Source organism: Cupriavidus basilensis OR16 (genome assembly GCF_000243095.1).
In the GTDB taxonomy this organism is placed as follows: domain Bacteria; phylum Pseudomonadota; class Gammaproteobacteria; order Burkholderiales; family Burkholderiaceae; genus Cupriavidus; species Cupriavidus basilensis_D.
Map to the genome: position 1 here is coordinate 16,467 of NZ_AHJE01000084.1, position 20,770 is coordinate 37,236.

Here is a 20,770-nt window from a genome sequence, read left to right on the forward strand (position 1 = left end):
GCGCTCGCCAGGAGGCTGTCGTGAGCACAACACAAGGCAATTGGATCCTTGGCCCGGAAGCGCTGCGGATCCAGCTCGGGTTGGGATCTTACCTGATCTGCGAGGAGGGCATCGTATGGCTGACGCAGCAGTCGGCGGCGCTGGATGCGGCTTGCCACGACACGGTACTGGCGAGCGGCGAGCGCTTTTGCGCCAGGCAGCAGGCCGTGGTCTTTGTCTCCAGTTTTCGCGGCCGCTCGGCGCGCATCGCCGTTCGGGGAATCGACTGACCGCACCGGCAAACCATGAAAACAATCAACACAACCAGCACAATCAGCACATCCAGGACACGATGAAGATGACCAACCTATCCGACATGACCAACGCAAACGGCTTGGTGCAATACGAGCGACTCGGCCAGCACGCGCTGCTGGTGCTGAACCGCCCCGACAAGCTCAACGCCTTGAGCTACGCGCTGATCGACACGCTGATGGCCCAGCTCGATGCGATTGAGGCAGATCCCGCCGTGCGCAGCGTGATCCTGACTGGCCGCGGCACGCGGGCCTTCAGCGCGGGCGCCGACATTGCCGGCTTCGCGCCTGATATCGCGGCCTCCCCGGAGCAGGCGCTGCGCCGCTTCCTGCAACGTGGACAAGCCATGACGCGGCGCCTCGAAACGTTTCCGAAGCCGGTCATCGCAGCGGTCAATGGCCTGGCCTTCGGCGGAGGCTGCGAGATTGTGGAGGCTTGCAGCCTGGCCATCGCGGCCGGGCACGCCACCTTTGCCAAGCCCGAGATCAAGCTGGGCTTTCCGCCCACGTTCGGCGGCACGCAGCGCCTGCCGCGCCACGTGGGCCGCAAGCGCGCCAACGAAATGATCCTCGCCGGCGAGGCCATCGATGCCGACAGCGCGCTGCGGTTCGGCCTGGTCAACGAGGTGGTAAGCGCCGCCGAGCTGCTGCCCGCCTGCCAGCGGCTGGCCGATCGGATCGCGCGGCATTCCGCGATTGCGGTCACGGCCTCGCTGCGCGCTGTCACCCGCGGCATCAACCTGCCTATCGATGAGGGGCTGGCGGTGGAAGCGATGCAGTTCATGATCGCCGCGGCCTCGCAAGACGCGCGGGAAGGCAGCAGCGCTTTTGTGGAAAAGCGCCCGGCCGTGTTTCGCGGCGCCTGAGTACCGGGCGAGGCGCCGGCGGCGTGTGCCAGGCTGCTGGCGCCTCGCGCATGCGGGGCTGGCGCTGGCGGCTTGCAAGGCATATATTGACCAGCACAAGCGCGGCTGCGCGCCGGCAAGCCGACCTGTTGCAAAAGGCGGCGGATAGCCCGGACGGCGTGCCGAAGGAGGCTGGCGATGCAAGCGGAACTGGCAGGCGCGGCAGTGCCTGGATCCTCAAAACTGGGCGCGGTTCTGCGCGTTACCAGCGGTAATTTCCTCGAACAGTTCGACTTCTTCCTGTTCGGTTTCTACGCCACCTACATCGCCCACACCTTCTTTCCGGCAAACAGCGAATTCGCCTCGCTGATGCTGACCTTTGCCGTGTTCGGCGCGGGCTTCCTGATGCGCCCGCTCGGCGCCATCCTGCTGGGCGCCTACATTGACGAGGTGGGACGCCGCAGGGGCCTGATCGTGACGCTGTCGCTCATGGCCTGCGGGACCATCCTGATCGCGCTCGTGCCGGGCTATGCCAGCATCGGCGTGCTGGCACCGCTGCTGGTGCTGATCGGGCGGCTGCTGCAGGGCTTCTCGGCGGGCGCCGAGTTGGGCGGCGTATCGGTCTACCTGGCCGAAATGGCCACGCCGGGCCACAAGGGCTTCTATACCGCTTGGCAGTCGGCCAGCCAGCAGATCGCCATCGTGGTCGCGGCCGGGCTTGGCTTTGGGCTGAACCGCTGGCTGACGAGCGAGGAACTGGGCGCATGGGGCTGGCGCGTCCCGTTCTTTATCGGCTGCCTGATCGTCCCTTTCCTGTTCGTGTTGCGCCGCTCGCTGCAGGAGACCGAGGAGTTCCGTACCCGCCGGCACCATCCGAGCACGCGCGAGGTATTCGACTCCATGCTGCGCAACTGGCGCACGGTGCTGGCGGGCATGCTGCTGGTGGCAATGACCACCACCACCTTCTACCTGATCACCGTCTATACCCCCACGTTCGGCAAGACGGTACTCAAGCTGAGCACGGCCGACAGCCTGGCCGTCACGCTATGCGTAGGCATTTCCAACTTTATCTGGCTGCCCATTGGCGGCGCGTTGTCGGACCGCATCGGCCGCCGCCCTATCCTGCTGGCAATTTCGGCCATCGCGCTGGTCACCGCCTATCCCGCGTTGTCCTGGCTGGCGGGAGCGCCGAGCTTCGAGCGCATGCTGATCGTCTTGCTGTGGCTGTCCTTCCTCTTTGGCATGTATAACGGCGCCATGGTGGTGGCCCTGACCGAGGTGATGCCAGTGGAGGTGCGCGTGGCCGGCTTCTCGCTGGCCTACAGCCTTGCCACGGCGGTGTTCGGCGGCTTCACGCCGGCGGTCTCGACCTACCTGATCGAGGTAACCGGCGACAAAGCCGCGCCGGGCTACTGGATGAGCTTTGCCGCGGCATGCGGGTTGCTGGCCACCATGATCCTTTATCGCAAGGCGCGTCCCATGGCATCGGCTTTTTGAGGCTTTTGATAGACTTACTACTGCTATATAGGCCGCAAGCATCACAAAATATACTGTATTGCGCTACAGATCTGCTCCTCGCGCTCGTTAGAACAGGGTACCCAGGTGGCCGCGCGCGGCCAGCGTCGCCGCCAGCCAGGCAGCGCCCATCATCCAGCCGGGCGGCGGCAAGCCGGGGCGGTGGCACGTCTTCCGGTGGCATCCAGGAAATGGCGAGCAAGCAGCAAGAACTGCAAGCCGTGGCCTCGGCTCAGAACCTCACTACCGAACAGAAGCAGGTCCGCCTGGCGGCGCTGAACCAGGCCATCGGTTCGCTTTCGGGTGCCACAACGAGCGCCAACGCCGCGCTGGTCAAGGCCATGGAAAAGGCCTCGCCCGAGCAGCAGATTAGCGCGGCTGCCCTGGCCATGGGCGGATTGCGCCATCGGGCGGCGCCGTAGCGGGCCGCCCCGCGAGCTAGCCTTCTCGCCGTCTACCTTTCCAGCGCCCCCGCGCGCGCCTGCGCTTGTCCGGCACACCCCGTTGTGCACCGCAACAACCATTCCCGGCAAGCCCCTCTTCCAAAAAGCCAAATTGTCGAACCCGGCGCAAGGCGCGACACTCTCCGCGAGCGGCGACAGGCTACCCAGCCACGAGACCCGCAAGCCCCGCCCCCCGAGAGCCGCAACGGCAGCCCTATGTCACCGACAAGCACTGACTTCACCCCCCTCGCCGCCCTCGTCGACGCACAAGCCGAGCTGCGGCCGCACCATCCGGCCGTGGTGCTGGACGAACGCAGCGTTGATTTCGCCAGCCTGAACCGGCTTGCCGACCGCGTTGCCGCCGCGCTGCAGCGGGACGGCGTGCCAGCGCAAGGCGCTGTCGCCATTTGCGCGGCAACCTCGATCGAATACGTCTGTGCCTTCCTCGGCTGCCTGCGGGCGGGCGTGGCGGTGGCGCCGCTGTCTCCCTCGCTCAACCCGGAGACACTGCGCGGCATGGTGCAGGACTCGGGGGCGCGCCGGCTGTTGATCGATGCCAGCACGCGCCAGGCCCTGCACGGGCTGGAAGCCGAGCTAGGCATTCCCTGCATCGCGCTGGACGACAGCCACGCGGGCATTGCCTTTAGCCACTGGCTGGCCCCCGAACATGCCCGGCCGGCGCCGGTCGACGTGCAGCCCGACTGGGCTTTCAACCTGATCTATTCATCCGGCACCACCGGCGTGCCCAAGGGCATCATCCAGCCGTTCGGCATGCGCGCGTCGCACGTGCAGCGCGCCACCCAGGGCGGCTACGGCCCGGACAGCGTGGCGCTGCTATCCACGCCGCTGTACTCCAACACCACGCTGGTCAGCCTGTTCCCCACCCTGTCGCTCGGCGGCACCGTGGTGCTGATGCGCAAGTTCGACGCCGGCCAGTACCTGGCGCTGGCGGCCCGGCACCACGTCACCCACACCATGCTGGTGCCGGTGCAATACCAGCGCATCCTGGCCCACCCGGACTTTGCCAGCACCGATTTGTCGTCGTTCCGCTATAAGTTCTGTACCAGCGCGCCGTTTGCCGCCGCGCTCAAGGCGCAGGTGCTGCAGCGCTGGCCCGGCGCGCTGGTCGAGTACTATGGCATGACCGAGGGCGGCGGGCGCTGCGAGCTGCGCGCGCATGAACATCCGGACAAGCTGCACACGGTCGGGCGCCCGTCGCCGGACACGGACATGCGGCTGCTGGATGACCAAGGGCGCGAGCTCCCGGCCGATGCGCCGCGCGACACGCCGGGGGAGATCGTCGGGCATTCCCCCGCGATGATGTCCGGATACCACAATCATCCCGAGAAGACCGCCGAAGCCGAGTGGTTCGACGCCACCGGCAAGCGTTTCATCCGCACCGGCGACGTCGGCTATTTCGATGCCGACGGTTTCCTCATCCTGATGGACCGCAAGAAGGACATGGTCATCTCGGGCGGCTTCAACATCTACCCGAGCGACATCGAAACGGTGCTGCTCGGGCATCCCGCCATCGCCGACGCGGCGGTGGTCGGCGTGCCCTCCGAGCGCTGGGGCGAAACGCCCGTAGCCTTCGTGGTGCTGCGGCCAGGCGCCACCGCCCAGGCCGCCGCGCTGCTGGACTGGGCGAATGACCGGCTAGAGAAAATGCAGCGCCTGGCCGCACTGGAACTGTCGCCGGAACTACCGCGCAACGCCATCGGCAAGGTGCTCAAGCGCGACCTGCGCGACCAGTACGGGCGCGCACCTTGACGCGCGCGGCAACAAGCAAGAACGCAAGACATCGGTTATAGACATAGACATCACCGCACACCAAAGTACCCGGGACAACAACTAGGGAGACCCATGAGTATCAACGGCAAGGCTTATATCGTCGGGGCCTACGAGCACCCGACCCGCAAGGCACCGGACAAATCCGTCGCGCAGCTGCACGCCGAGTGCGCCAAGGGCGCGCTGGATGACGCCGGACTCACCCTGCAGGACGTGGACGGCTCGGCGTACATCGCCCACGTGTCGCACGCCGCGCAGGCCATCGCCGCTGGCAAGTGCAACGTGGCGCTGATCACGCTGGCGGGCCGACCACGCTCGGAAGGATCGAGCGGCACGCAGGCGCGCAACTGGGGCGCCAACCTGCCCGACCAGCCGTTCGAAGCCCCCTTCAGCCCGGTGACCGTGAACCTGTACGCGATGGTGGCGATGCGCCACATGTTCCAGTACGGCACCACCGCCGAGCAGCTTGCCTGGATCAAAGTGGCGGCCTCGCACCATGCGCAGCACAACCCCCACGCCATGCTGCGCGACGTGGTAACCGTGCAAGACGTCCTGAACTCGCCGATGATTTCGGATCCGCTCCACAAGCTCGACTGCTGCGTGGTATCCGACGGCGGCGGCGCATTGATCGTCGCCCGCCCGGAAATCGCTGCCAGGCTCAAGCGCCCCAAGGTGAAGATTCTTGGCGCCGGGGAAGCCGTCAAGGGCCAGCTCGGCGGCATGGTCGACCTGAGCTGGTCGGGCGCCGCCATCTCCGGCCCGATCGCGTTCGAAGAAGCCGGCATCCGCCCCGCCGATATCAAGTACGCCTCGATCTACGACAGCTTCACCATCACCGTGTTGATGCAACTGGAGGACCTCGGCTTCTGCAAGAAGGGGGAAGGCGGCAAGTTCGTGGCCGATGGCAACCTGATCTCCGGCGTGGGCAAGCTGCCGTTCAACACCGACGGCGGCGGGCTGTGCAACAACCACCCAGCCAACCGCGGCGGCATCACCAAGGTGATCGAAGCCGTGCGCCAGTTGCGCGGCGAAGCCCATCCCGCCGTGCAGGTCAAGAACTGCGACCTGGCCCTGGCCCAGGGCACCGGCGGCTACCTCGGCTCGCGCCACGGCAGCGCCACTGTCATCCTGGAACGGGAGTAATCAGATGAGCACACCATACACAGCCACTCCCCTCAAAGCCCCGCAGGTTGCCCCGGACAACACCGAGTTCTGGGAAGCCGCCCGCGCAGGCCGCCTGCTGGTCAAGCACTGCAAGTCCTGCGGCAAGCCCCACTGGTATCCGCGCACGCTGTGCCCGTTCTGCATGGGCGAGACGGAATGGAAGCAGGCCTCGGGCCGTGGCACCGTCTACGCGTTCAGCGTCACCCGCCGCGCGGGGCCCACGCCTTTCTGCATCGCCTATGTGACGCTCGAAGAAGGCGTGACCATGATGACCAATATCGTGGATTGCGACCTGGACACGGTGCGCATCGGGCAGGAAGTGAAGCTCACGTTCACGCCGACGGACGACGGGCCGCCGGTGCCAACGTTCACGCCGGTTAGCGTAGGTTAGCGCCGCTTAGCGCTGGCTGAGGCAAACGGGAACGCGAGGGATATTGCATTTGCGGGCGCCCGCCCTCTCCCGGCCCTCGGCCCCCGGCCCCTATCCCGCAAGCGGGATAGGGGAGCCCCGCCCCCGCGGATCACTTCATATCGATCTCCCCCATGTTGCCGTGCCGCACCCCATGCGCCGCCGGTATTGCGAATATCAGTTCGCTCTCCCCATGTCCGCCCGCAGCACGTGCTTCATCAGCTTGCCGGTCGGCGTGCGTGGCAGTGTGTCGCGGATCAGGAAATCCCTCGGCACCTTGTAGCGCGCCAGCCGCTCGCCGAGAAACGCCTTGAGCGCCTGTGCATCCGGCTGCGCGCCGGCCTTGGGCACCAGCACCGCCACCACGGTCTCGCCCCACTGCACATCGGGCCGGCCGATCACGGCCGCGTCCAGGATGTCCGGGTGGGCCAGCAGAACGTCCTCGACCTCCTTGGAGTAGACGTTCTCGCCGCCGGTGATGATCATGTCCTTGGTGCGGTCGACGACGAACAGGAAGCCATCTGCGTCGCGCCGGGCCAAGTCGCCGCTGTGGTACCAGCCGTCGCGAAGCACTTCGTTCGTGGCCTCTTCGTTGTCCAGGTACCCCTGCATGGTCGAGTCGGCCTTCAGCCAGATTTCGCCGATTTCCCCTGGGCCAGCCTCGGCGCCATCTTCGCCAACGACACGCATGTCCACGCCGGGCGTCGCCACGCGGCCGATCGATCCGGCCTTGGCGATCTGCTCCTCCGGGTACAACACGGTGCCCGAGGGTCCTGTCTCCGTCATGCCGAAGACCTGGTAGAAACGGTCGCTGTGGTACAAGGCCGCCAGCTGCCGCGCGGTGTCGGCGCCGATGGGGCCGCCACCATAGACCCAAGCGCGCACCGAGCTCAAATCGAACGACGTCACATCGATGTTCAGCTGCAGCGGCAGCAGGTAGGACACCGGCGCACCAAAGTACAGCGTGGCGCGCTCATCCTGCGCGCTCTGCAGGAAGGCCTGCGGCTGGTACTCGCGCAGCAAGATGACGGTGCCGCCCACGAACAGCGTGCCGAGCATCCAGTTGTTGAGCGGCGATGAGTGCCACAGCGGCATCGCCATCAACGTACGCTCGTCGCGGTGCATGGACAGCGCCAGCGCCGTGGTCATGCCGGCCAGGCAAGCGCAACGATGACTCAGCATGCAGCCCTTGGGCCGGCCGGTGGTCCCCGAGGTATAGAGGATCTCCGCCAGCGTGTCGTCGCGCGGCGGCACGGTGGCCGCAAGCGGCTCCGCCGACGCCAGCAGCGCATCGAACGACGCAAAGCCATCTGGCGCGCTGTCCGTGCTCAGCAGCGTGACCGGTATCTGCAGTCGCGAGACGACCGGCGCCAGCGCGCCGTCGAACACGCACAGCTTCACCCTCGCATGCCCAAGGATGTAGTCGACCTCCGGCGCCTGCATCTTGTGGTTGACGGGCACCACCACCGCGCCCAGGCGCCACGCCCCCAGCATTGCCACCACGAAGGCCGGCGTGTTGAAGCACATGGCAGCCACGCGGTCGCCCGCCTGCACGCCATGCGCGGAGAGCACCGAGGCGGCGCGCCGCGACAGCGTGTCGACCTCCGCATACGTGGTCGACTTGCCGACATACCGCAAGAACGGCTTGTCCGGATACTTGCGAACATTGCTGTCCAGCAGGGCAACGATATTCATGGTTTGGGGGTCTCTGTGGAATGCCTGCGGATGCGCGATGCATGGCCGGCACCGCGCGGCTTAGCGATCGTCGCAAATGGAAACAACGCGGTTCTGACGGCTCGGCTGCCGCCTTGCAGTACGCACCGTACTGCAAGGCGGCACCGGGCCGTCGGAATCTGACTTCAATGGTCTCTCACACCGGCCAGGCACGCTCCAGGATGGCGGCGTGAGCAATGCCGTCCTGCAGCAGGCCGAACACGCGGCCCCACTGGCCGTCGAAGCGGCTGGCGGCAAAGGCATCGGCCACCTCCGCAGGCGCGTGCTCGCGCAGCAAGCGTGCCTGTACCAGCAGGATCAGCAACTGCGCATGGCGCCGCGCCAGCCATTCCGAAGCTTCGTCCTGCATGGATAGCCCGGCCACCAGCGTCGCGACCGGCTCGCGCAGCCGGGCGTCGCTCTGGCAGAACGGCGTCAGGTCGTCCAGCAGCGCCTGCATGGCCTGCGGTTCGCGGCTGATGGCGCGCATCATGTCGAGCGCCATCACGTTGCCCGAGCCCTCCCAGATGGAGATGACGGGCGTCTCGCGATAAAGGCGGCCAACCGGGCTCTCCTCCATGTAGCCGTTGCCGCCGAAGACTTCCATCGCCTCGCCGGACAGCTCGACGCTGCGCTTGGCCAGCCAGAACTTGGCGGCCGGCGTCACGATGCGCTGGTAGGCGCGTTGCAGCGGATCCTCGTTGGCCAGGGCAAAAGCCTCGGTCAGACGCATCATCAGCTGGGTGGCGGCCTCCGACTCCAGCGCCATGTCCGCCAGCACGTTGCGCATTAGCGGCTGCTCGACCAGGCGCTTGCCGAACACGTGGCGTTTGCTGGCGTGGTGCATCACCTGGACCAGGCACTGGCGGATCAGCCCTGCGCTGCCCATCACGCAGTTCAGCCGCGTGAAGGTGGCCATTTCGATGATGGTTGGGATGCCACGCCCTTCCTCGCCGATCATGCGGCCCCAGGCGCCCTGGAACTCGACCTCGCTGCTGGCGTTGGAGCGGTTGCCGACCTTGTCCTTCAGGCGCTGGATGTGGATCGCGTTCTTGGTGCCGTCGGGCCGGTAGCGCGGCACGTAGAAGCACGCCGGGCCGCTCTCGGTGCGTGCCACCACCAGGTGCGCATCGCACATCGGCGCGGAGAAGAACCATTTGTGGCCAGTGATCAGGTATTCGCCGCCGCGGCCTTCGCCACGCATGGGTTCGGCGCGCGTGGTGTTGGCACGCACGTCGGAACCGCCCTGCTTTTCCGTCATGCCCATGCCGACCAGGATGGAATCCTTCTGCTCCAGCGGAATATCGCGCGCATCGTAGGTGCGTGAATACAGCTTGGGCTTGAGCGCGGCAAACAGTTCGGGTTCGCGCTGGAGCACGGGGATGCAGGCGAACGTCATGGAGTTCGGGCACTGCGAGCCGGCCTCGATCTGGCCGTGCATGGAGAACCCGGCCGCATAGGCCGCCCACGCGCCGGGCCGCGCGTCGGAAAACGGCTGCGACACCAGATTCTGCTCGCGCAGCATCCGCATCATGCCGTGCCAGCCCGGATGGAACTCGACACGATCGATACGCCGTCCCTGGCGGTCGAAGGTGTGCAGTTCGGGCTTGAAGTGGTTGGCCTCTTCGGCCATGCGGATGGTCTCGGCTGCGCCCAGGCGTGCGCCGTAGTCGGTCAGCTCGGCTTCGTGCGCCGCACCGCCCGCGCGCCGCACGGCGTCCTGCAGCGCTACATCCGTGGTGTAGAGGTTATAGTCTTGCAGTTCCGTCACCACGTTCGTGACGTCGTGCGTGCTCCAGTCCATTGGCGTGTCTCCGGTATCTGCCTGATGGTGGATCTGCGCGGGCAGCAACGCGCGCCAGATCCGGCTGTGTCGTGGTCGGAGACAAGTATAAGATCGCGCCAATCCACAGGTGTTCGGGTTTTTGAAGACATGAATGACTCCCCCTCATCCACCGCCAGGACGCAGCGCCGGCGGCCGGCGCAATCCCGCTCGCGCGCCACGGCGGACGCCATCCGCGAAGCGTTCGTCCAGTTGCTGGTCGAGAAAGGCTACGAGAAGGTTTCGATCCGGCAGGTGATCGGATTAGCTGGCGTGGGCATCGGCAGTTTTTACGAATATTTCTCCAGCAAGGACGCGCTGGCGGCGGTCTGCATCCACCTGCGCGTCAAGGCCATCGCGGCGGACATGCGGGCGAGCATCGCAGCCAACCGCGCGGAGCCGTTGCCGGTGCGCGTCGACGCCCTGCTCGATGCCCAATCTGCCCCAGCGCTGGCCGAACCCGAACAGTGGGCGGCGTTGTTCCTTGTGGAACGCAAGGTGTCGGGCATCGAAGCCTTCCGGCGCATGTACGGGGAATTCATGCAGTTGTGGGTGGAGGCGCTGTCCGCCGGCCCCGGCTGGCCGAGCGGCATCCCCGCCCAACCCGCGGCGTTCGCCGCCCACGCCATGGCGTACAGCCTGGTGTCGCAAGCCCTGCTGACCACCAGCGGCCGGATCGACACCGCTGCGCTGCGGCGCATGGTCGGCCACGCGGTGCACGGCTACCTGTCAATCCACGCGCCGTACGCCTACCGGCTGTACCGGTTCGATCCCGCCTGAGACCCGCCGGCAAGCGATATCCGACAGGTTTGCTGCCAACCCTCGCCTGGAACGATTGCCTGCGTTTCAGCCTCGCGCTCGCGCCGCCACGCCGGAAAGGCCGTGTGGCGAGGAGACGCGGGGCGGATGTTGTCGCGCAGCGGCCTGATCCTGCAGTCGCAGCCACAACCAACCTCAACCTCAAACCACCAAATTCCGCAATTCCTCGCCTGTGTGCCAGCGACGCAGGTTATCGAGGAAGATCCCGGCCACCCGCCCTGCATTGCCATCCGAAAAACCCGCGCTATGCGGCGTGGCAATGACGTTAGGCAACGTCCACAGCGGCGAATCCGCCGGTAGCGGCTCGTGCGCGAACACATCCAGATAGGCACCAGCAAGGCGCCCGGCCCGCAACGCCGCGATCAGCGCAAGCTCGTCCACCACCTCGCCCCGCGACACATTCACCAATCTGGCACCCGCCGGCAGCAAAGCCAGCGCATCGGCGTCCACCAGCCCATGCGTCTGCGCGGTCAGCGGACAAGCCAGCAATAGCCAATCCGTGCGCGGCAGCACGCCCCGCACCGCATCGAATGCCACCGTCTCATAGCCGGCACCCGCTGGCGTCGCGCTCTGCCGTACCACGATCACATTCAGCCCCAGCACCTGCAGCAGCTTGCCAAGCCATTGCCCGATCGGGCCCCAGCCCACGACGGTCGCGGTCTGCCCCGCGCCAGATCGCGCGGCAGCCCCGAGCCAATCAGCGGCGCCCAGCGGCGCTCGCGCTGCGCCGCCAGCATCTGCGGGAAATGCCGCGCGAGCGCAAGCACACCCGCCAACGCGGTCTGCGCCACCACGCCCGCGTTGGCACCGGAGGAAGTCGTCACCGCCACGCCGCGCGCGCGCAGTTCGCCAAACACGGCGCGGTCCGCGCCGGCCGAGTGCGTATGCGCCCAGCGCAGCCCGGGGCTTGCCAGCATGGCATCGTAGAAGCGCCGGGTGGCGGGCAAGATTTCATGTTTGGTGGACAGCCCCGTGACATCGCGCGAGACAAAGGCGATGTCGGCGTCCAGCCCGGGGGCGTCGTTCTGCCCCTGCCGCGACGGCACCATCACTGGCACGAAAGCCCCGCCAAGCGCCTCGCCAATCGGCGTGCCGTACTGTTGCAGGGCTTGCTCCGACAGCAGGATGCGCAAGGGTTGCGCGGCTGCGGGCTGGTTCGTATTCACACGCATGTTCATTCCAGGGAAGCACCCGAGTCACGCACCACGACTTTCCATTTGGCGTATTCCTTTTGCGTGAACTTGCCAAACTGCTCCGGCGAGCCACCCACGGGATCCGCCCCTTCCCGCACCATCTGCGCCTGCAGCGACGGCAGCGCTTCGTTGACCGCCTGATTGACCTTGCTGATCACCGCCTGCGGCGTGCCCTTGGGCGCGAACACGCCAAACCAGGACCCCGCCTCGAAGCCGGGGAAGCCCTTTTCCGCAACCGTGGGCACGTCCGGCAGCGATTGCGAGCGGCGCGCGCTGCTGACCGCCAGCGCGCGCAGCTTGCCGGCCTTGATATGGGCGATGACCGACGGGATCGTGGCAAACATGAACTGTACCCGGCCGGACAACAGATCGTTGAGCGCATCCGCCCCCTTGTACGGGATATGCGTGGCCTCGGTGCCGATGCGCTGGGTCAACATGAAGCTGGAGAGTTGCGACGAGGTGCCTACGCCGGTCGAGCTGTAGTTCAGCTTGCCCGGATTGGCCTTGGCGTATTGGTTTTATCGTTATCGTTTTCTTGATCGCCATCTGGCGCCACCCGTCCAGCCTCAGTCGCGGAAGCTCGGATCCAGCCGGTCCAGCTTGCGCAGCAGCGCGGGCCACTCCATCACGCCGTAGGGGCGGCGCGTGCCCGGCTGGTAGTTGTTCCAGGTTTCCTGCAGCACGCCGGCGCCGACCTCGCGCAGCGGCGTGTTGCACGACATCGCGCCGATCTGCGCGCGGCAGGCCAGCTCCAGCCGGTGCATCCAGTTGAAGGCTTCACCCACGGTATTGCCCACGGTGAGCGCGCCGTGATTGCGCAGGATCAGGGTGCCATCACGCCAGCCAGGCGCGGCCGATGCCATCGTTCAGGCCAATGCCGGAACTGATGGGGTTGTTGATGCGGCTGCGGTACAGCGTGGGGAAGTTGAGCTCGTGCAGCCACACCACCGGCATTTCGTCGACCAGGATCTTCTGCACCTCGACGTAGATCGCCGCGCGCTTGACGGGGTCCATCTCGCGCGCGCCAGCCTGGAACAACTCGTCGACCTTGGCGTTGCGATAGCCCTCCACATTGTTGAAGGGCGAGCCCTGCGCGATGTTGTCCGAGGTGTAGTTGCGCGCCACGCCCAGCGCCGGGTCACCGTACTGGTAGACGTAGGTGAAGGCGAGGTCGTAGTCCCACTTGTTCAGCCGCTCGCCCCAACCCGCCACGTCGGTCGGCGTCATCTCGATCTTCACGCCGGCCTGCTGCAGGTTCTGCCGGACGATCTCGGCGGAGCGGGTCCAGGTTTCGCCGTAGGGCAGGGGCAGCAGGCGCAGGGTTTCGCCCTTGTAGCCGGATTCGCCCAGCAGCTGCTTGGCGCGGGCCAGGTCGCGCGGATACTTGGCAACGTCGGTGCTGGCGTATTTGATATGGCTGTTGAACGGGCCGGTGGCGCTCTTGGCATAGCCTTGCCATGCCACCTTGGCGATCGCGTCGCGGTCAATGGCACAAGCCAGCGCCTGGCGGAACTTGATGTTGTCCATCGGCGCCTTGCGGTTGTTGACCCACAGCCAGGAGTGCGGCGCGAAGAATTCCCAGCCCTTGGTGGTGACCTGCACGCCGGGCAGCTTGCTCAGGCGCGCCACGTCGAAGTACTCCACCGCGCCGCCTGGCACCAGGTCGACCTTGCCGGACTCGAACGCCGCGGCACGCGCCGATGCATCGGGGATCACGTGGAAGTACACGCTGTCGACCAGCGGCACATCGGGCTGGTGATACGCATCGTTGCGCACCAGCTGGATGTACGAGCCGCGCACCCACTCCTTGAACTTCAGCGGGCCGGTGCCGATGGGCTTGGCGTTGGCCGGGTTGGTCAGGAAATCCGTACCCTCGTAGATGTGCTTGGGCACCATGGGCATGGTGCCCACCTCGAAGATGCCGAGGAAGGGGCTGAACGGGTACTTCAGCTTGAACTCCACCGTGAGCGGGTCCACCGCGCGGATGCTCTCCACCGCCGCCAGGTTGGCGCGCAGGCGGGCGTGCGTCTTGCGCAGGAACACATCGGCGGAGAACACCACGTCGGCCGCAGAAAACGGCTTGCCGTCATGCCAGGTGACCTTGGGCTTGAGCTTGAAGGTGTACACGGTGCCGGCCGGGTTCACCGTCCAGGAGGTCGCCAGCGCCGGCTGCGGCTCCAGCTTTTCGTCATAACGCAGCAGGCCCTCGTAGATGTTGCCGGAGATCAGCTGGGTGGGGCCGTTCTGGGTAATACCGATCATCAGGCCGGAGGGCTCCGGCTGCACGAGCGCGTTGATCACGCCGCCCTTTTTTCCCGCCGCGAGGACGTGGAACGGAACGCCAGCGAGCGACAGCCCGGTGGTGGCAACACCCATTTTGATCAGTTGGCGACGATTCATTGCAGAACTCTCCTGGGGGCTAGGGATGGGTAACCGGCAAAGCTGGAAATACAAGATGGAACCGATGGCGCGGGCGGGGCGTCAGTCGCGGAACGATGTGGCCGCGGCCGGCTCCAGCCGCTCAACCAAGGCGCGCCATTCCCGCGCGTAGGGGTCGGCCGCGCCCGGCAGGCGGTTGGTGTCGCCACTTTCGTACTGGCGCGCGGTTTTTTCGCAGATGGCCGGCGGCACCGGGTTGACCCGCTCGCCGCTGGACTGGATCGCCACCTGCACGCGGCAGGCGCGCTCCAGGTTGTGCATCAGGATGAAGGCTTCGGCCACGCTGCGGCCCAGCGTCACCAGGCCGTGATTGCGCAGGATCAGGGCCTCGCCCTTGCCGAGGTCTTCCAGCAGAGAAGCCTGCTCGGCGGTGTCGAGCACCACGCCCTGGTAGTCGTGGTAGCCGATCTTGAGAAAGCGCATGGCGGTCTGCGTCAGCGGCAGCAGCCCGCAGTCCAGCGACGACACGGCCATGGAGGCCCAGCTATGCGTGTGGATCACACAGGCCACTTCCGGGCGCGCTTCGTGCACGGCGCTGTGGATCACGTAGCCGGCCTTGTTGATGCCGTAGTTGAGCGCGCCGAAATCGGGCTTGGCGAGGATCTTGCCGGCATGGTCCACCTTGATCAGGCTGGAGGCGGTGATCTCCTCGTACATCATGCCGTAGGCATTGATCAGGAAGGCGCCGTCCTCGCCCGGCACGCGCGCCGAGATATGGTTGGCCATCATGTCTGCCATGCCGTACAGCTCCACCAGGCGGTAGCAGGCGGCGAGGTCCACGCGCGCCTGCCATTCGGCGTCGGTGCACTGGTCCCGCATGGAGGAAATGGCGAGCATTCCGGGTTTTGTCATGGTGTTTTCCTTGGTCCCTTGGTCCCTTGGTCTTTTGAATTCCTGGCGTTCAGTCCGAGCCGAGCGCCAGGTTGCCGGGCCGGCGTTTTTCGATATTCCACTTCAGCAGCGCCGCGCTGCGGTAGATGCCGTGCGCGAACTTGCCGTAGGGCAGTGTCAGGAACAGCGCCATCACCACGCCCAGGTGCACCGCCAGCAGCAGGGCCATGGCCGAGGTGTCGCGACAGGCCAGCAGTGCCAGCCCGGTCAGGCTGGTGAAGAACAGCAGTGCGATAAAGCCGCGATCCATCGGCTTCTGGGCCGCATCCCCGGTACGCGGGTCGCGCTTCAGGTTGAGCCAGAGCAGACCCGCCGGGCCGATCAGCAACCCAATGCCGCCGGCCGTGCCCAGCAGCACCGGCAGGCTGGTGGGCGCATACGGCGCGTGCAGGCCCAGCAGGTAGTGGTAGAGCGTGGCAACCGCCGTGGCCGCAAAGCACAGCATGAAGCCATAGAACGTGAAATGGTGGAAGCGCCGGCGCCACAGGGTGAACGCGTCGTCCGCGTTGTTGCAGCCCCGGCCATGGCCACCGTCGAGGTAGCGCAGCCGCAGCGCGTCGTGCGCCGCGCCGCCGATGGCCGGGCCGCGAGCCTCGCCTTGCAGTTCGCCGGGCGAGACCTTGCGCCAGAAGCGCGTCACGCCCGCCCCCAGCGCCAGCGCCGCGAAGCCGAACACTACGCCGAACATCGCCGCCAGCAGGTTGTGCGGGAAGATGGCGTAGAAGTTGCCGGCCAGCGGTGCGTGCAGCAGGCTGCCGCGCATGGCAAGCACCATCACCAGGAACAGCGCCAGCCCGGCTGCCAGCGCCAGCGCGGTGGCCAGACCGGCGCGGCGGTACAGGCCACCGAGGGCGGCGGGCCACGCATAGTCGGAATACGTCTGGACCCGCACCTTGGCCATGGCCTGCGGCACGTTGACCGCGAACTCGTGCGGCGGCGCGTACTGGCAGGCGTGGTAGCAAGCGCCGCAGTTGTGGCACAGGTTGGACAGGTAGTGGATATCGGCCTTGCCGAATTCCAGCCGGCGCGTCATGGCCGGAAACACGGCGCAAAAGCCTTCGCAATAGCGGCAGGCATTGCAGATCTGCATGACGCGGCCCACCTCGGCCTCGTCACCGCCAAGCGGCAGCATGCCCTGGGCCAGCGCCGCCGCTTCGCGCGTCAGCGCTTCAAGATGTTGCATGCTGCTTTTCCTGGAATGCGTCATGACCCGGCCGCCGGAGCGCGGCTGCGGCGGCCTGGGTGCCGGCGATGCGGCCAAAGGCGGTGCCGATGGCCATGCCGACCCCGGCTGTATAGCCCTTGCCAAGCACGTTGCCGGCCATCATCTCGCCGGCCACGAACAGGTTGGCGCTGGGCTTGCCACCGAAGTGCACAGCGGCGTGCTCGTTCACCTTGAGGCCGAGGTAGGTAAAGGTGATGCCGGGCCGCAGGGCGTAGCCGAAGAACGGCGCGGTATCGATCGGGCGCGCCCAGTGGGTCTTGGCCGGGGCAATGCCCTCGGTGTGGCAATCGTCCAGCACGGTATGGTCGAAGGTGCCGACGCGGCAGGCCGCGTTGTAATCCTCGATGGTGCGCACGAAGGTAGCCTCGTCCAGGCCGAGCTGGCGCGCCAATTCCGCCAGCGTGTTGGCGCGCATGCCCGGGAACACGGGCGGCATGAAGCGGCCCACGGCCTTGGCGTCAATGATCGAATAACCGATCTGCCCGGGCTGCTGGGCGACCAGCCGCCCCCAGATGGCGTAGCGCTTGGGCCAGAAATCCTCGCCCTCGTCGTAGAAGCGCTCGGCGTTGCGGTTGAGCATCACGCCCAGCGAGACGCAGTCCACCCGAGTGCAGATGCCCCCGTCGTACAGCGGTGCGCGCGCGTCGATGGCCACGCAGTGCGATTGCGACGGATCGCCAATGGCATCGGCCCCGGCCTCGATCATGAACTTGAGCAGCACGCCCATATTGAAGCGCGTGCCGCGGATCAGGAAATTGTCGGCCGGCCAGTCGCCGTCGGCGTTCTGGCCCCAGGCCTCGCGCAGCCATTCGCGGTTGGACTCGAAGCCGCCCGCGGCCAGCACGCAACTGCGCGCCTCGATGCGCTCGCTGCCGATGCGGGCGGCTTTGAACCGGTCGCCATCCATCTCGATGGCGTCCACCGGCACGTTGTAGCGCACCTGCACGCCGAGCGCCTCAGCGCTGCGGAAATACGCATTGACCAGCGCCTTGCCGCCGCCCATGAAGAAGGCATTGGTGCGCGCCACATGCAGCGCCCCGGAAAGCGGCGGCTGGAAGTGCACGCCGTGGCCGCGCATCCAGTCGCGGCAGGTCGATGAGGCGCGGATTGCCAGCCGGGCCAGGCGTTCGTCGGTCTGGCCGCCGGTGACCTTGAGCAGGTCTTGCCAGTACTCCTCTTCGGGATAGGCTTCGATCAGCACGTCTTGTGGCGCGTCGTGCATGCAGCGCAGGTTGCGGGTGTGCTGGGAGTTGCCGCCGCGCCATTCGCGGGGCGCGGCTTCGAGCAGCAGCACGCTGGCGCCGGCTTCGCGCGCCATCAGCGCGGCGCACAGCGCGGCATTGCCGCCGCCAATGACAAGGACGTCGATCATGGGTACGCGGCTCCGGCAAGGCTCGGGCCGGTCAACGGGGACGGTTCCCGCGTTCGAATAGTGAAAAACACGATGCATGTTCCGGTGGGGACGCCCGCACTGTAGCGGCCCGCCGGCGTCCTGGTAAGCCCCCGAATCGCATGGGGGCATCACGAATCGTGATACCCCGCGCCGCCGCCCTTCAGGCTTCCGGGCCAAGCAGCCGCGCGCCTCGCCAGGCGCCGGAGCGCACCAGTTCGCGGGCACAATCGGCCAGCACCACGCGCAGGGCCAGCGCGGCGGGCGACAGCTCGTCGTCGGAGAGGCTGCACAGGGTGTTCTGGCGCCGCGCCTTGGGGTCCGCGATTTCGGCCAGGTGGAAGCGCTCTTGCGCATCGGCGTAGCGCCCGACAGCCGCCCAGGGCTGCAGGGTGGCGCCAAACCCGAGATCGACGGCGTCCATCAGCATGGCCAGGGAATCGACCTCCTGCACCACCTGCGGCACGATCTTCACGCGGGCAAAGGCGGCATCGAGCGTGCTGCGCAGCCCGTGCAGGCCGGTAGGCATGATCAGCGGCACGTCCCGCAATTGCGCCATGCGCAGCCGCGGCGGCGCATCGGCGTTGGCGTTGGCGTCGGCGTCGGCGTCGGCCAGCAGTGCCTTGCGCGAGCGGATCAGGAACAGGGTCTCTTCAAGCAGCGGCGTCACGCTCCAGCGGCGTGCCACGTGCGTGTCGAACAGCACGGCCAGGTCGAGCTGGCGGGCATTGAGCATGGCGCTGAGGTGGCCGGACAGGCTTTCCACCATATGCAGGCGCACATCGGGATAGCGCTCGCGCATGGCGCGCATCAGCGGCACGCCGATGACCGAGGCGGTGGTGGGCGCCAGCCCCACGCTGACGGTGCCGGATAGCCGGGCATGATGGGCCGCGCGCTTGGCCTGCTCGGCATGGCGCAGCGCCAATTGCGCCTCGCGGAAGAAGGCCAGCCCGGCCTCGGTGGGGGTCACGCCGCGCGTGGTCCGGCGCAGCAATCGGGTGGACAGCTCGCTCTCCAGCCGGCTGATCTGCTGGCTCATGGCGGACTGCACCATGTCCAGGTCGAGCGCCGCGCGGCTCATGCTGCCGAGCTCCACCACGCGGACGAAATACTGAAGCTGGCGCAGTTCCATCTGGCTCCCCGGCCTGGATTCGTGTCTGCGACGCTTATACCAGATACCGAACCGGCGGTGGCCGCGTCAGGCCCCGTCGAAGCCGCGGTGCCGGTCCACGGTCTGGCCGGCGCACGCCAGCCGGGTGTCGGTGGCGCATCGCACCGGGGCGCCGTCACCGATCATGCGTCGGTTCCTGGCATTTTTCGAGGCTGGCGACTGCGGGCAAGGGCGATCAGGAAAACCGGCCCTACTGCGCAATAGCGGCGTATTCACCACGCCGTGGACCACCTGGATGCACCAACGCAGTGAAATGTCTGCACATTACGGTTCCAGCCCTACAGTTCCCCTCCAGCCATCCGTTAGCCGGGGCATGCTGGCCGACAACAAAATTGTCGGAGGCCTTTTTTCACAACCGCTCCTACCCACTGCGCATGCTTCTCTCGCTCCGTACACGCATTACGGCGACCTGTGTCGCCATCGTTGTCACCGCCCTGTCGGCATCCACCGGCATCACCTACGTAGTCACGAAGCACAACGACGAACGCACGCTGCGGCAAAACCTCGCCACGATCACCCAAGGCAACGCGCAGGCCATCACCGAGTGGCTGACCGCGCGAGCCGCCATGGTGCAGGCCGTTTCGCCGGAGAGCCTTGCCGCCGATCCCGTGTCCGCGGTCACGCAACTGGAAAAATCGGGCGGCTTTGTCGTGGCTTACGCGGGCTACCCGGACAAGCACGCGGTGTTTTCCCGCGACCTCGGCATCCCCGCCGATTACGATCCCACGGGCCGCCCGTGGTATCAGGCCGCGGTGAGCGCCGGCAAGCTCGTCATCACGCAGCCGTATGAAGATATCGCCACCAAGAAGCTGGTGGTGACGCTGGCCCTGCCGGTGCTCGCCAATGGTCAGCTGAAGGCCGTGGTAGCCGCCGACGTGAACCTGGATGGCGTGACCTCGACCGTGAACGGCATCCACCCCACCCCGGCCAGCTTCGCGTTCCTGGCCGACAAGAGCGGGCGCATCGTGGCCCATCCGGATGCCAAGCTCAACCTGAAGCCCGCCACCGATCTGTCCGCCGACCTGACGGCCAGCGCGTTGGGCAACCTGGCCGATCCCGACAAGCCATTGGCAGTGCGGATCGCCGGCGCCACCAAGCTGCTTCACGCGGAGCCGGTCAAGCACTCCGACTGGGAGCTGGTGGTTGCCATGGATGAGGACGAAGCCCTGGCCGGTCTGCGCGATGTGCTGCGGGCCATGTTCATGACCCTGGTAACGGTGGCCTTCCTCGCTGCCGGTGTCGGCTCGGTCATGACGGCTTCGGCATTCAGGCGGCTCTCCCAGGTGCGCGAGGCGATGGACGAAATCGGCTCCGGCGACGGCGACCTGACCAAGCGGCTACCGTCCGATGGCAATGATGAAATCGCGCAGATCGCCCGCGCGTTCAACCAGTTTGCCGACAAGCTTGCCACCGTGCTGATCGATATCCGCGACAGCAGTGAATCGGTCCGCACGGCAACCGCGGAAATCTCGCAAGGCAATATCGACCTGTCCACGCGCACCGAGCAAGCCGCGGCCAGCCTGGAGCAGACAGCGGCCGCCATGGACGAGCTCACCGGCACCGTGCAAAACTCGGCCGAGGCCGCCGTGCGCGCCGGCGAACTGGCGGCGGCGGCCTCCCAGGTCGCCAATCGCGGGGGCGATGCGGTCTCCC

General features: G+C 66.8%; 16 protein-coding genes and 3 pseudogenes. 9 read left to right on the forward strand and 10 right to left on the reverse strand.

The features are described 5' to 3' along the window. Positions 1 to 20 precede the first annotated feature (20 nt). From OR16_RS27560 to OR16_RS27590, 7 genes are all read left to right on the forward strand, one after another. Positions 21 to 269, forward strand: coding sequence for a DUF2917 domain-containing protein (locus tag OR16_RS27560; protein ID WP_006161646.1), 249 nt, complete (start codon positions 21 to 23; stop codon positions 267 to 269). A 68-nt stretch (positions 270 to 337) separates the two neighbouring features. Next, positions 338 to 1,156, forward strand: a complete 819-nt coding sequence (locus OR16_RS27565) for a crotonase/enoyl-CoA hydratase family protein (protein WP_237717253.1) — start codon at positions 338 to 340, stop codon at positions 1,154 to 1,156. A gap of 177 nt (positions 1,157 to 1,333) precedes the next feature. After that, positions 1,334 to 2,632 (forward strand): MFS transporter, encoded by a 1,299-nt coding sequence (locus OR16_RS27570; protein WP_006161648.1) that lies wholly within the window; start codon positions 1,334 to 1,336, stop codon positions 2,630 to 2,632. A 209-nt stretch (positions 2,633 to 2,841) separates the two neighbouring features. Then, entirely contained in the window at positions 2,842 to 3,072 is a 231-nt protein-coding gene (locus OR16_RS27575) for a hypothetical protein (RefSeq protein ID WP_006161649.1), read from the forward strand. 237 nt (positions 3,073 to 3,309) lie between these two features. Next, positions 3,310 to 4,863 carry a class I adenylate-forming enzyme family protein gene (locus OR16_RS27580; RefSeq protein WP_006161650.1) on the forward strand — a complete coding sequence of 518 codons (1,554 nt, stop codon included), beginning with the start codon at positions 3,310 to 3,312 and terminating at the stop codon, positions 4,861 to 4,863. Positions 4,864 to 4,956: 93 nt separating this feature from the next. Further along, entirely contained in the window at positions 4,957 to 6,024 is a 1,068-nt protein-coding gene (locus OR16_RS27585) for a thiolase domain-containing protein (protein ID WP_006161651.1), read from the forward strand. Positions 6,025 to 6,028: 4 nt separating this feature from the next. Continuing rightward, positions 6,029 to 6,436 (forward strand): Zn-ribbon domain-containing OB-fold protein, encoded by a 408-nt coding sequence (locus tag OR16_RS27590; RefSeq protein ID WP_006161652.1) that lies wholly within the window; start codon positions 6,029 to 6,031, stop codon positions 6,434 to 6,436. A gap of 195 nt (positions 6,437 to 6,631) precedes the next feature. Here OR16_RS27590 and OR16_RS27595 read toward each other — a convergent pair whose 3' ends face one another. Both OR16_RS27595 and OR16_RS27600 read right to left on the reverse strand, forming a co-directional pair. Beyond that, complete coding sequence (locus OR16_RS27595) at positions 6,632 to 8,149, reverse strand: class I adenylate-forming enzyme family protein (RefSeq protein ID WP_006161653.1); 1,518 nt, start codon at positions 8,147 to 8,149, stop codon at positions 6,632 to 6,634. 175 nt (positions 8,150 to 8,324) lie between these two features. Next, a complete protein-coding gene (locus OR16_RS27600) occupies positions 8,325 to 9,971 on the reverse strand; it encodes an acyl-CoA dehydrogenase family protein (protein ID WP_006161654.1) in 1,647 nt (548 codons plus the stop codon). Between the two features lie 24 nt (positions 9,972 to 9,995). On the opposite strand from OR16_RS27600, the gene OR16_RS27605 reads away from it, so the two are divergent. Continuing rightward, positions 9,996 to 10,769 (forward strand): TetR/AcrR family transcriptional regulator, encoded by a 774-nt coding sequence (locus tag OR16_RS27605; RefSeq protein ID WP_237717254.1) that lies wholly within the window; start codon positions 9,996 to 9,998, stop codon positions 10,767 to 10,769. Between the two features lie 180 nt (positions 10,770 to 10,949). On the opposite strand, the pseudogene OR16_RS27610 reads toward OR16_RS27605, so the two are convergent. The 8 genes and pseudogenes from OR16_RS27610 to OR16_RS27645 form a co-directional block, all read right to left on the reverse strand. Then, positions 10,950 to 11,980: pseudogene (locus OR16_RS27610) on the reverse strand (D-2-hydroxyacid dehydrogenase). A gap of 2 nt (positions 11,981 to 11,982) precedes the next feature. After that, positions 11,983 to 12,513: pseudogene (locus OR16_RS27615) on the reverse strand (Bug family tripartite tricarboxylate transporter substrate binding protein); the annotation flags it as partial. 54 nt (positions 12,514 to 12,567) lie between these two features. After that, a pseudogene (locus OR16_RS27620) lies at positions 12,568 to 12,828 on the reverse strand (class II aldolase/adducin family protein); the annotation flags it as partial. Positions 12,829 to 12,835: 7 nt separating this feature from the next. After that, positions 12,836 to 14,401 carry an ABC transporter substrate-binding protein gene (locus tag OR16_RS27625; RefSeq protein ID WP_006161658.1) on the reverse strand — a complete coding sequence of 522 codons (1,566 nt, stop codon included), beginning with the start codon at positions 14,399 to 14,401 and terminating at the stop codon, positions 12,836 to 12,838. 81 nt (positions 14,402 to 14,482) lie between these two features. After that, the gene (locus OR16_RS27630; RefSeq protein ID WP_043421364.1) at positions 14,483 to 15,292 is read right to left on the reverse strand and encodes a class II aldolase/adducin family protein; all 810 of its coding nucleotides are present in this window, start codon (positions 15,290 to 15,292) and stop codon (positions 14,483 to 14,485) included. Between the two features lie 49 nt (positions 15,293 to 15,341). Then, positions 15,342 to 16,514 carry a tricarballylate utilization 4Fe-4S protein TcuB gene (gene tcuB, locus OR16_RS27635; protein ID WP_006161660.1) on the reverse strand — a complete coding sequence of 391 codons (1,173 nt, stop codon included), beginning with the start codon at positions 16,512 to 16,514 and terminating at the stop codon, positions 15,342 to 15,344. After that, positions 16,501 to 17,928, reverse strand: a complete 1,428-nt coding sequence (gene tcuA / locus OR16_RS27640) for an FAD-dependent tricarballylate dehydrogenase TcuA (RefSeq protein WP_006161661.1) — start codon at positions 17,926 to 17,928, stop codon at positions 16,501 to 16,503. The genes tcuB and tcuA overlap by 14 nt, the downstream gene beginning before the upstream one ends. A gap of 181 nt (positions 17,929 to 18,109) precedes the next feature. After that, positions 18,110 to 19,078: a LysR family transcriptional regulator gene (locus tag OR16_RS27645; protein WP_006161662.1), complete on the reverse strand. Its 969-nt coding sequence runs from the start codon at positions 19,076 to 19,078 to the stop codon at positions 18,110 to 18,112. Between the two features lie 413 nt (positions 19,079 to 19,491). Here OR16_RS27645 and OR16_RS27650 point away from each other — a divergent pair. Beyond that, positions 19,492 to 20,770 (forward strand): methyl-accepting chemotaxis protein (locus tag OR16_RS27650; RefSeq protein ID WP_043421380.1); only part of this gene is annotated, 1,279 nt, incomplete at its 3' end.

Excerpts from the sequence above, each read along its gene's own strand:
- OR16_RS27565 (WP_237717253.1), top strand. The coding sequence starts at position 338 with ATGACCAACCTATCCGACATGACCAACGCAAACGGCTTGGTGCAATAC.
- OR16_RS27570 (WP_006161648.1), top strand. The coding sequence starts at position 1,334 with ATGCAAGCGGAACTGGCAGGCGCGGCAGTGCCTGGATCCTCAAAACTG.
- OR16_RS27575 (WP_006161649.1), top strand. The coding sequence starts at position 2,842 with ATGGCGAGCAAGCAGCAAGAACTGCAAGCCGTGGCCTCGGCTCAGAAC.
- OR16_RS27580 (WP_006161650.1), top strand. The coding sequence starts at position 3,310 with ATGTCACCGACAAGCACTGACTTCACCCCCCTCGCCGCCCTCGTCGAC.
- OR16_RS27585 (WP_006161651.1), top strand. The coding sequence starts at position 4,957 with ATGAGTATCAACGGCAAGGCTTATATCGTCGGGGCCTACGAGCACCCG.
- OR16_RS27590 (WP_006161652.1), top strand. The coding sequence starts at position 6,029 with ATGAGCACACCATACACAGCCACTCCCCTCAAAGCCCCGCAGGTTGCC.
- OR16_RS27595 (WP_006161653.1), bottom strand. The coding sequence starts at position 8,149 with ATGAATATCGTTGCCCTGCTGGACAGCAATGTTCGCAAGTATCCGGAC.
- OR16_RS27600 (WP_006161654.1), bottom strand. The coding sequence starts at position 9,971 with ATGGACTGGAGCACGCACGACGTCACGAACGTGGTGACGGAACTGCAA.
- OR16_RS27605 (WP_237717254.1), top strand. The coding sequence starts at position 9,996 with ATGGTGGATCTGCGCGGGCAGCAACGCGCGCCAGATCCGGCTGTGTCG.
- OR16_RS27625 (WP_006161658.1), bottom strand. The coding sequence starts at position 14,401 with ATGAATCGTCGCCAACTGATCAAAATGGGTGTTGCCACCACCGGGCTG.
- OR16_RS27630 (WP_043421364.1), bottom strand. The coding sequence starts at position 15,292 with ATGACAAAACCCGGAATGCTCGCCATTTCCTCCATGCGGGACCAGTGC.
- tcuB (WP_006161660.1), bottom strand. The coding sequence starts at position 16,514 with ATGCAACATCTTGAAGCGCTGACGCGCGAAGCGGCGGCGCTGGCCCAG.
- tcuA (WP_006161661.1), bottom strand. The coding sequence starts at position 17,928 with ATGATCGACGTCCTTGTCATTGGCGGCGGCAATGCCGCGCTGTGCGCC.
- OR16_RS27645 (WP_006161662.1), bottom strand. The coding sequence starts at position 19,078 with ATGGAACTGCGCCAGCTTCAGTATTTCGTCCGCGTGGTGGAGCTCGGC.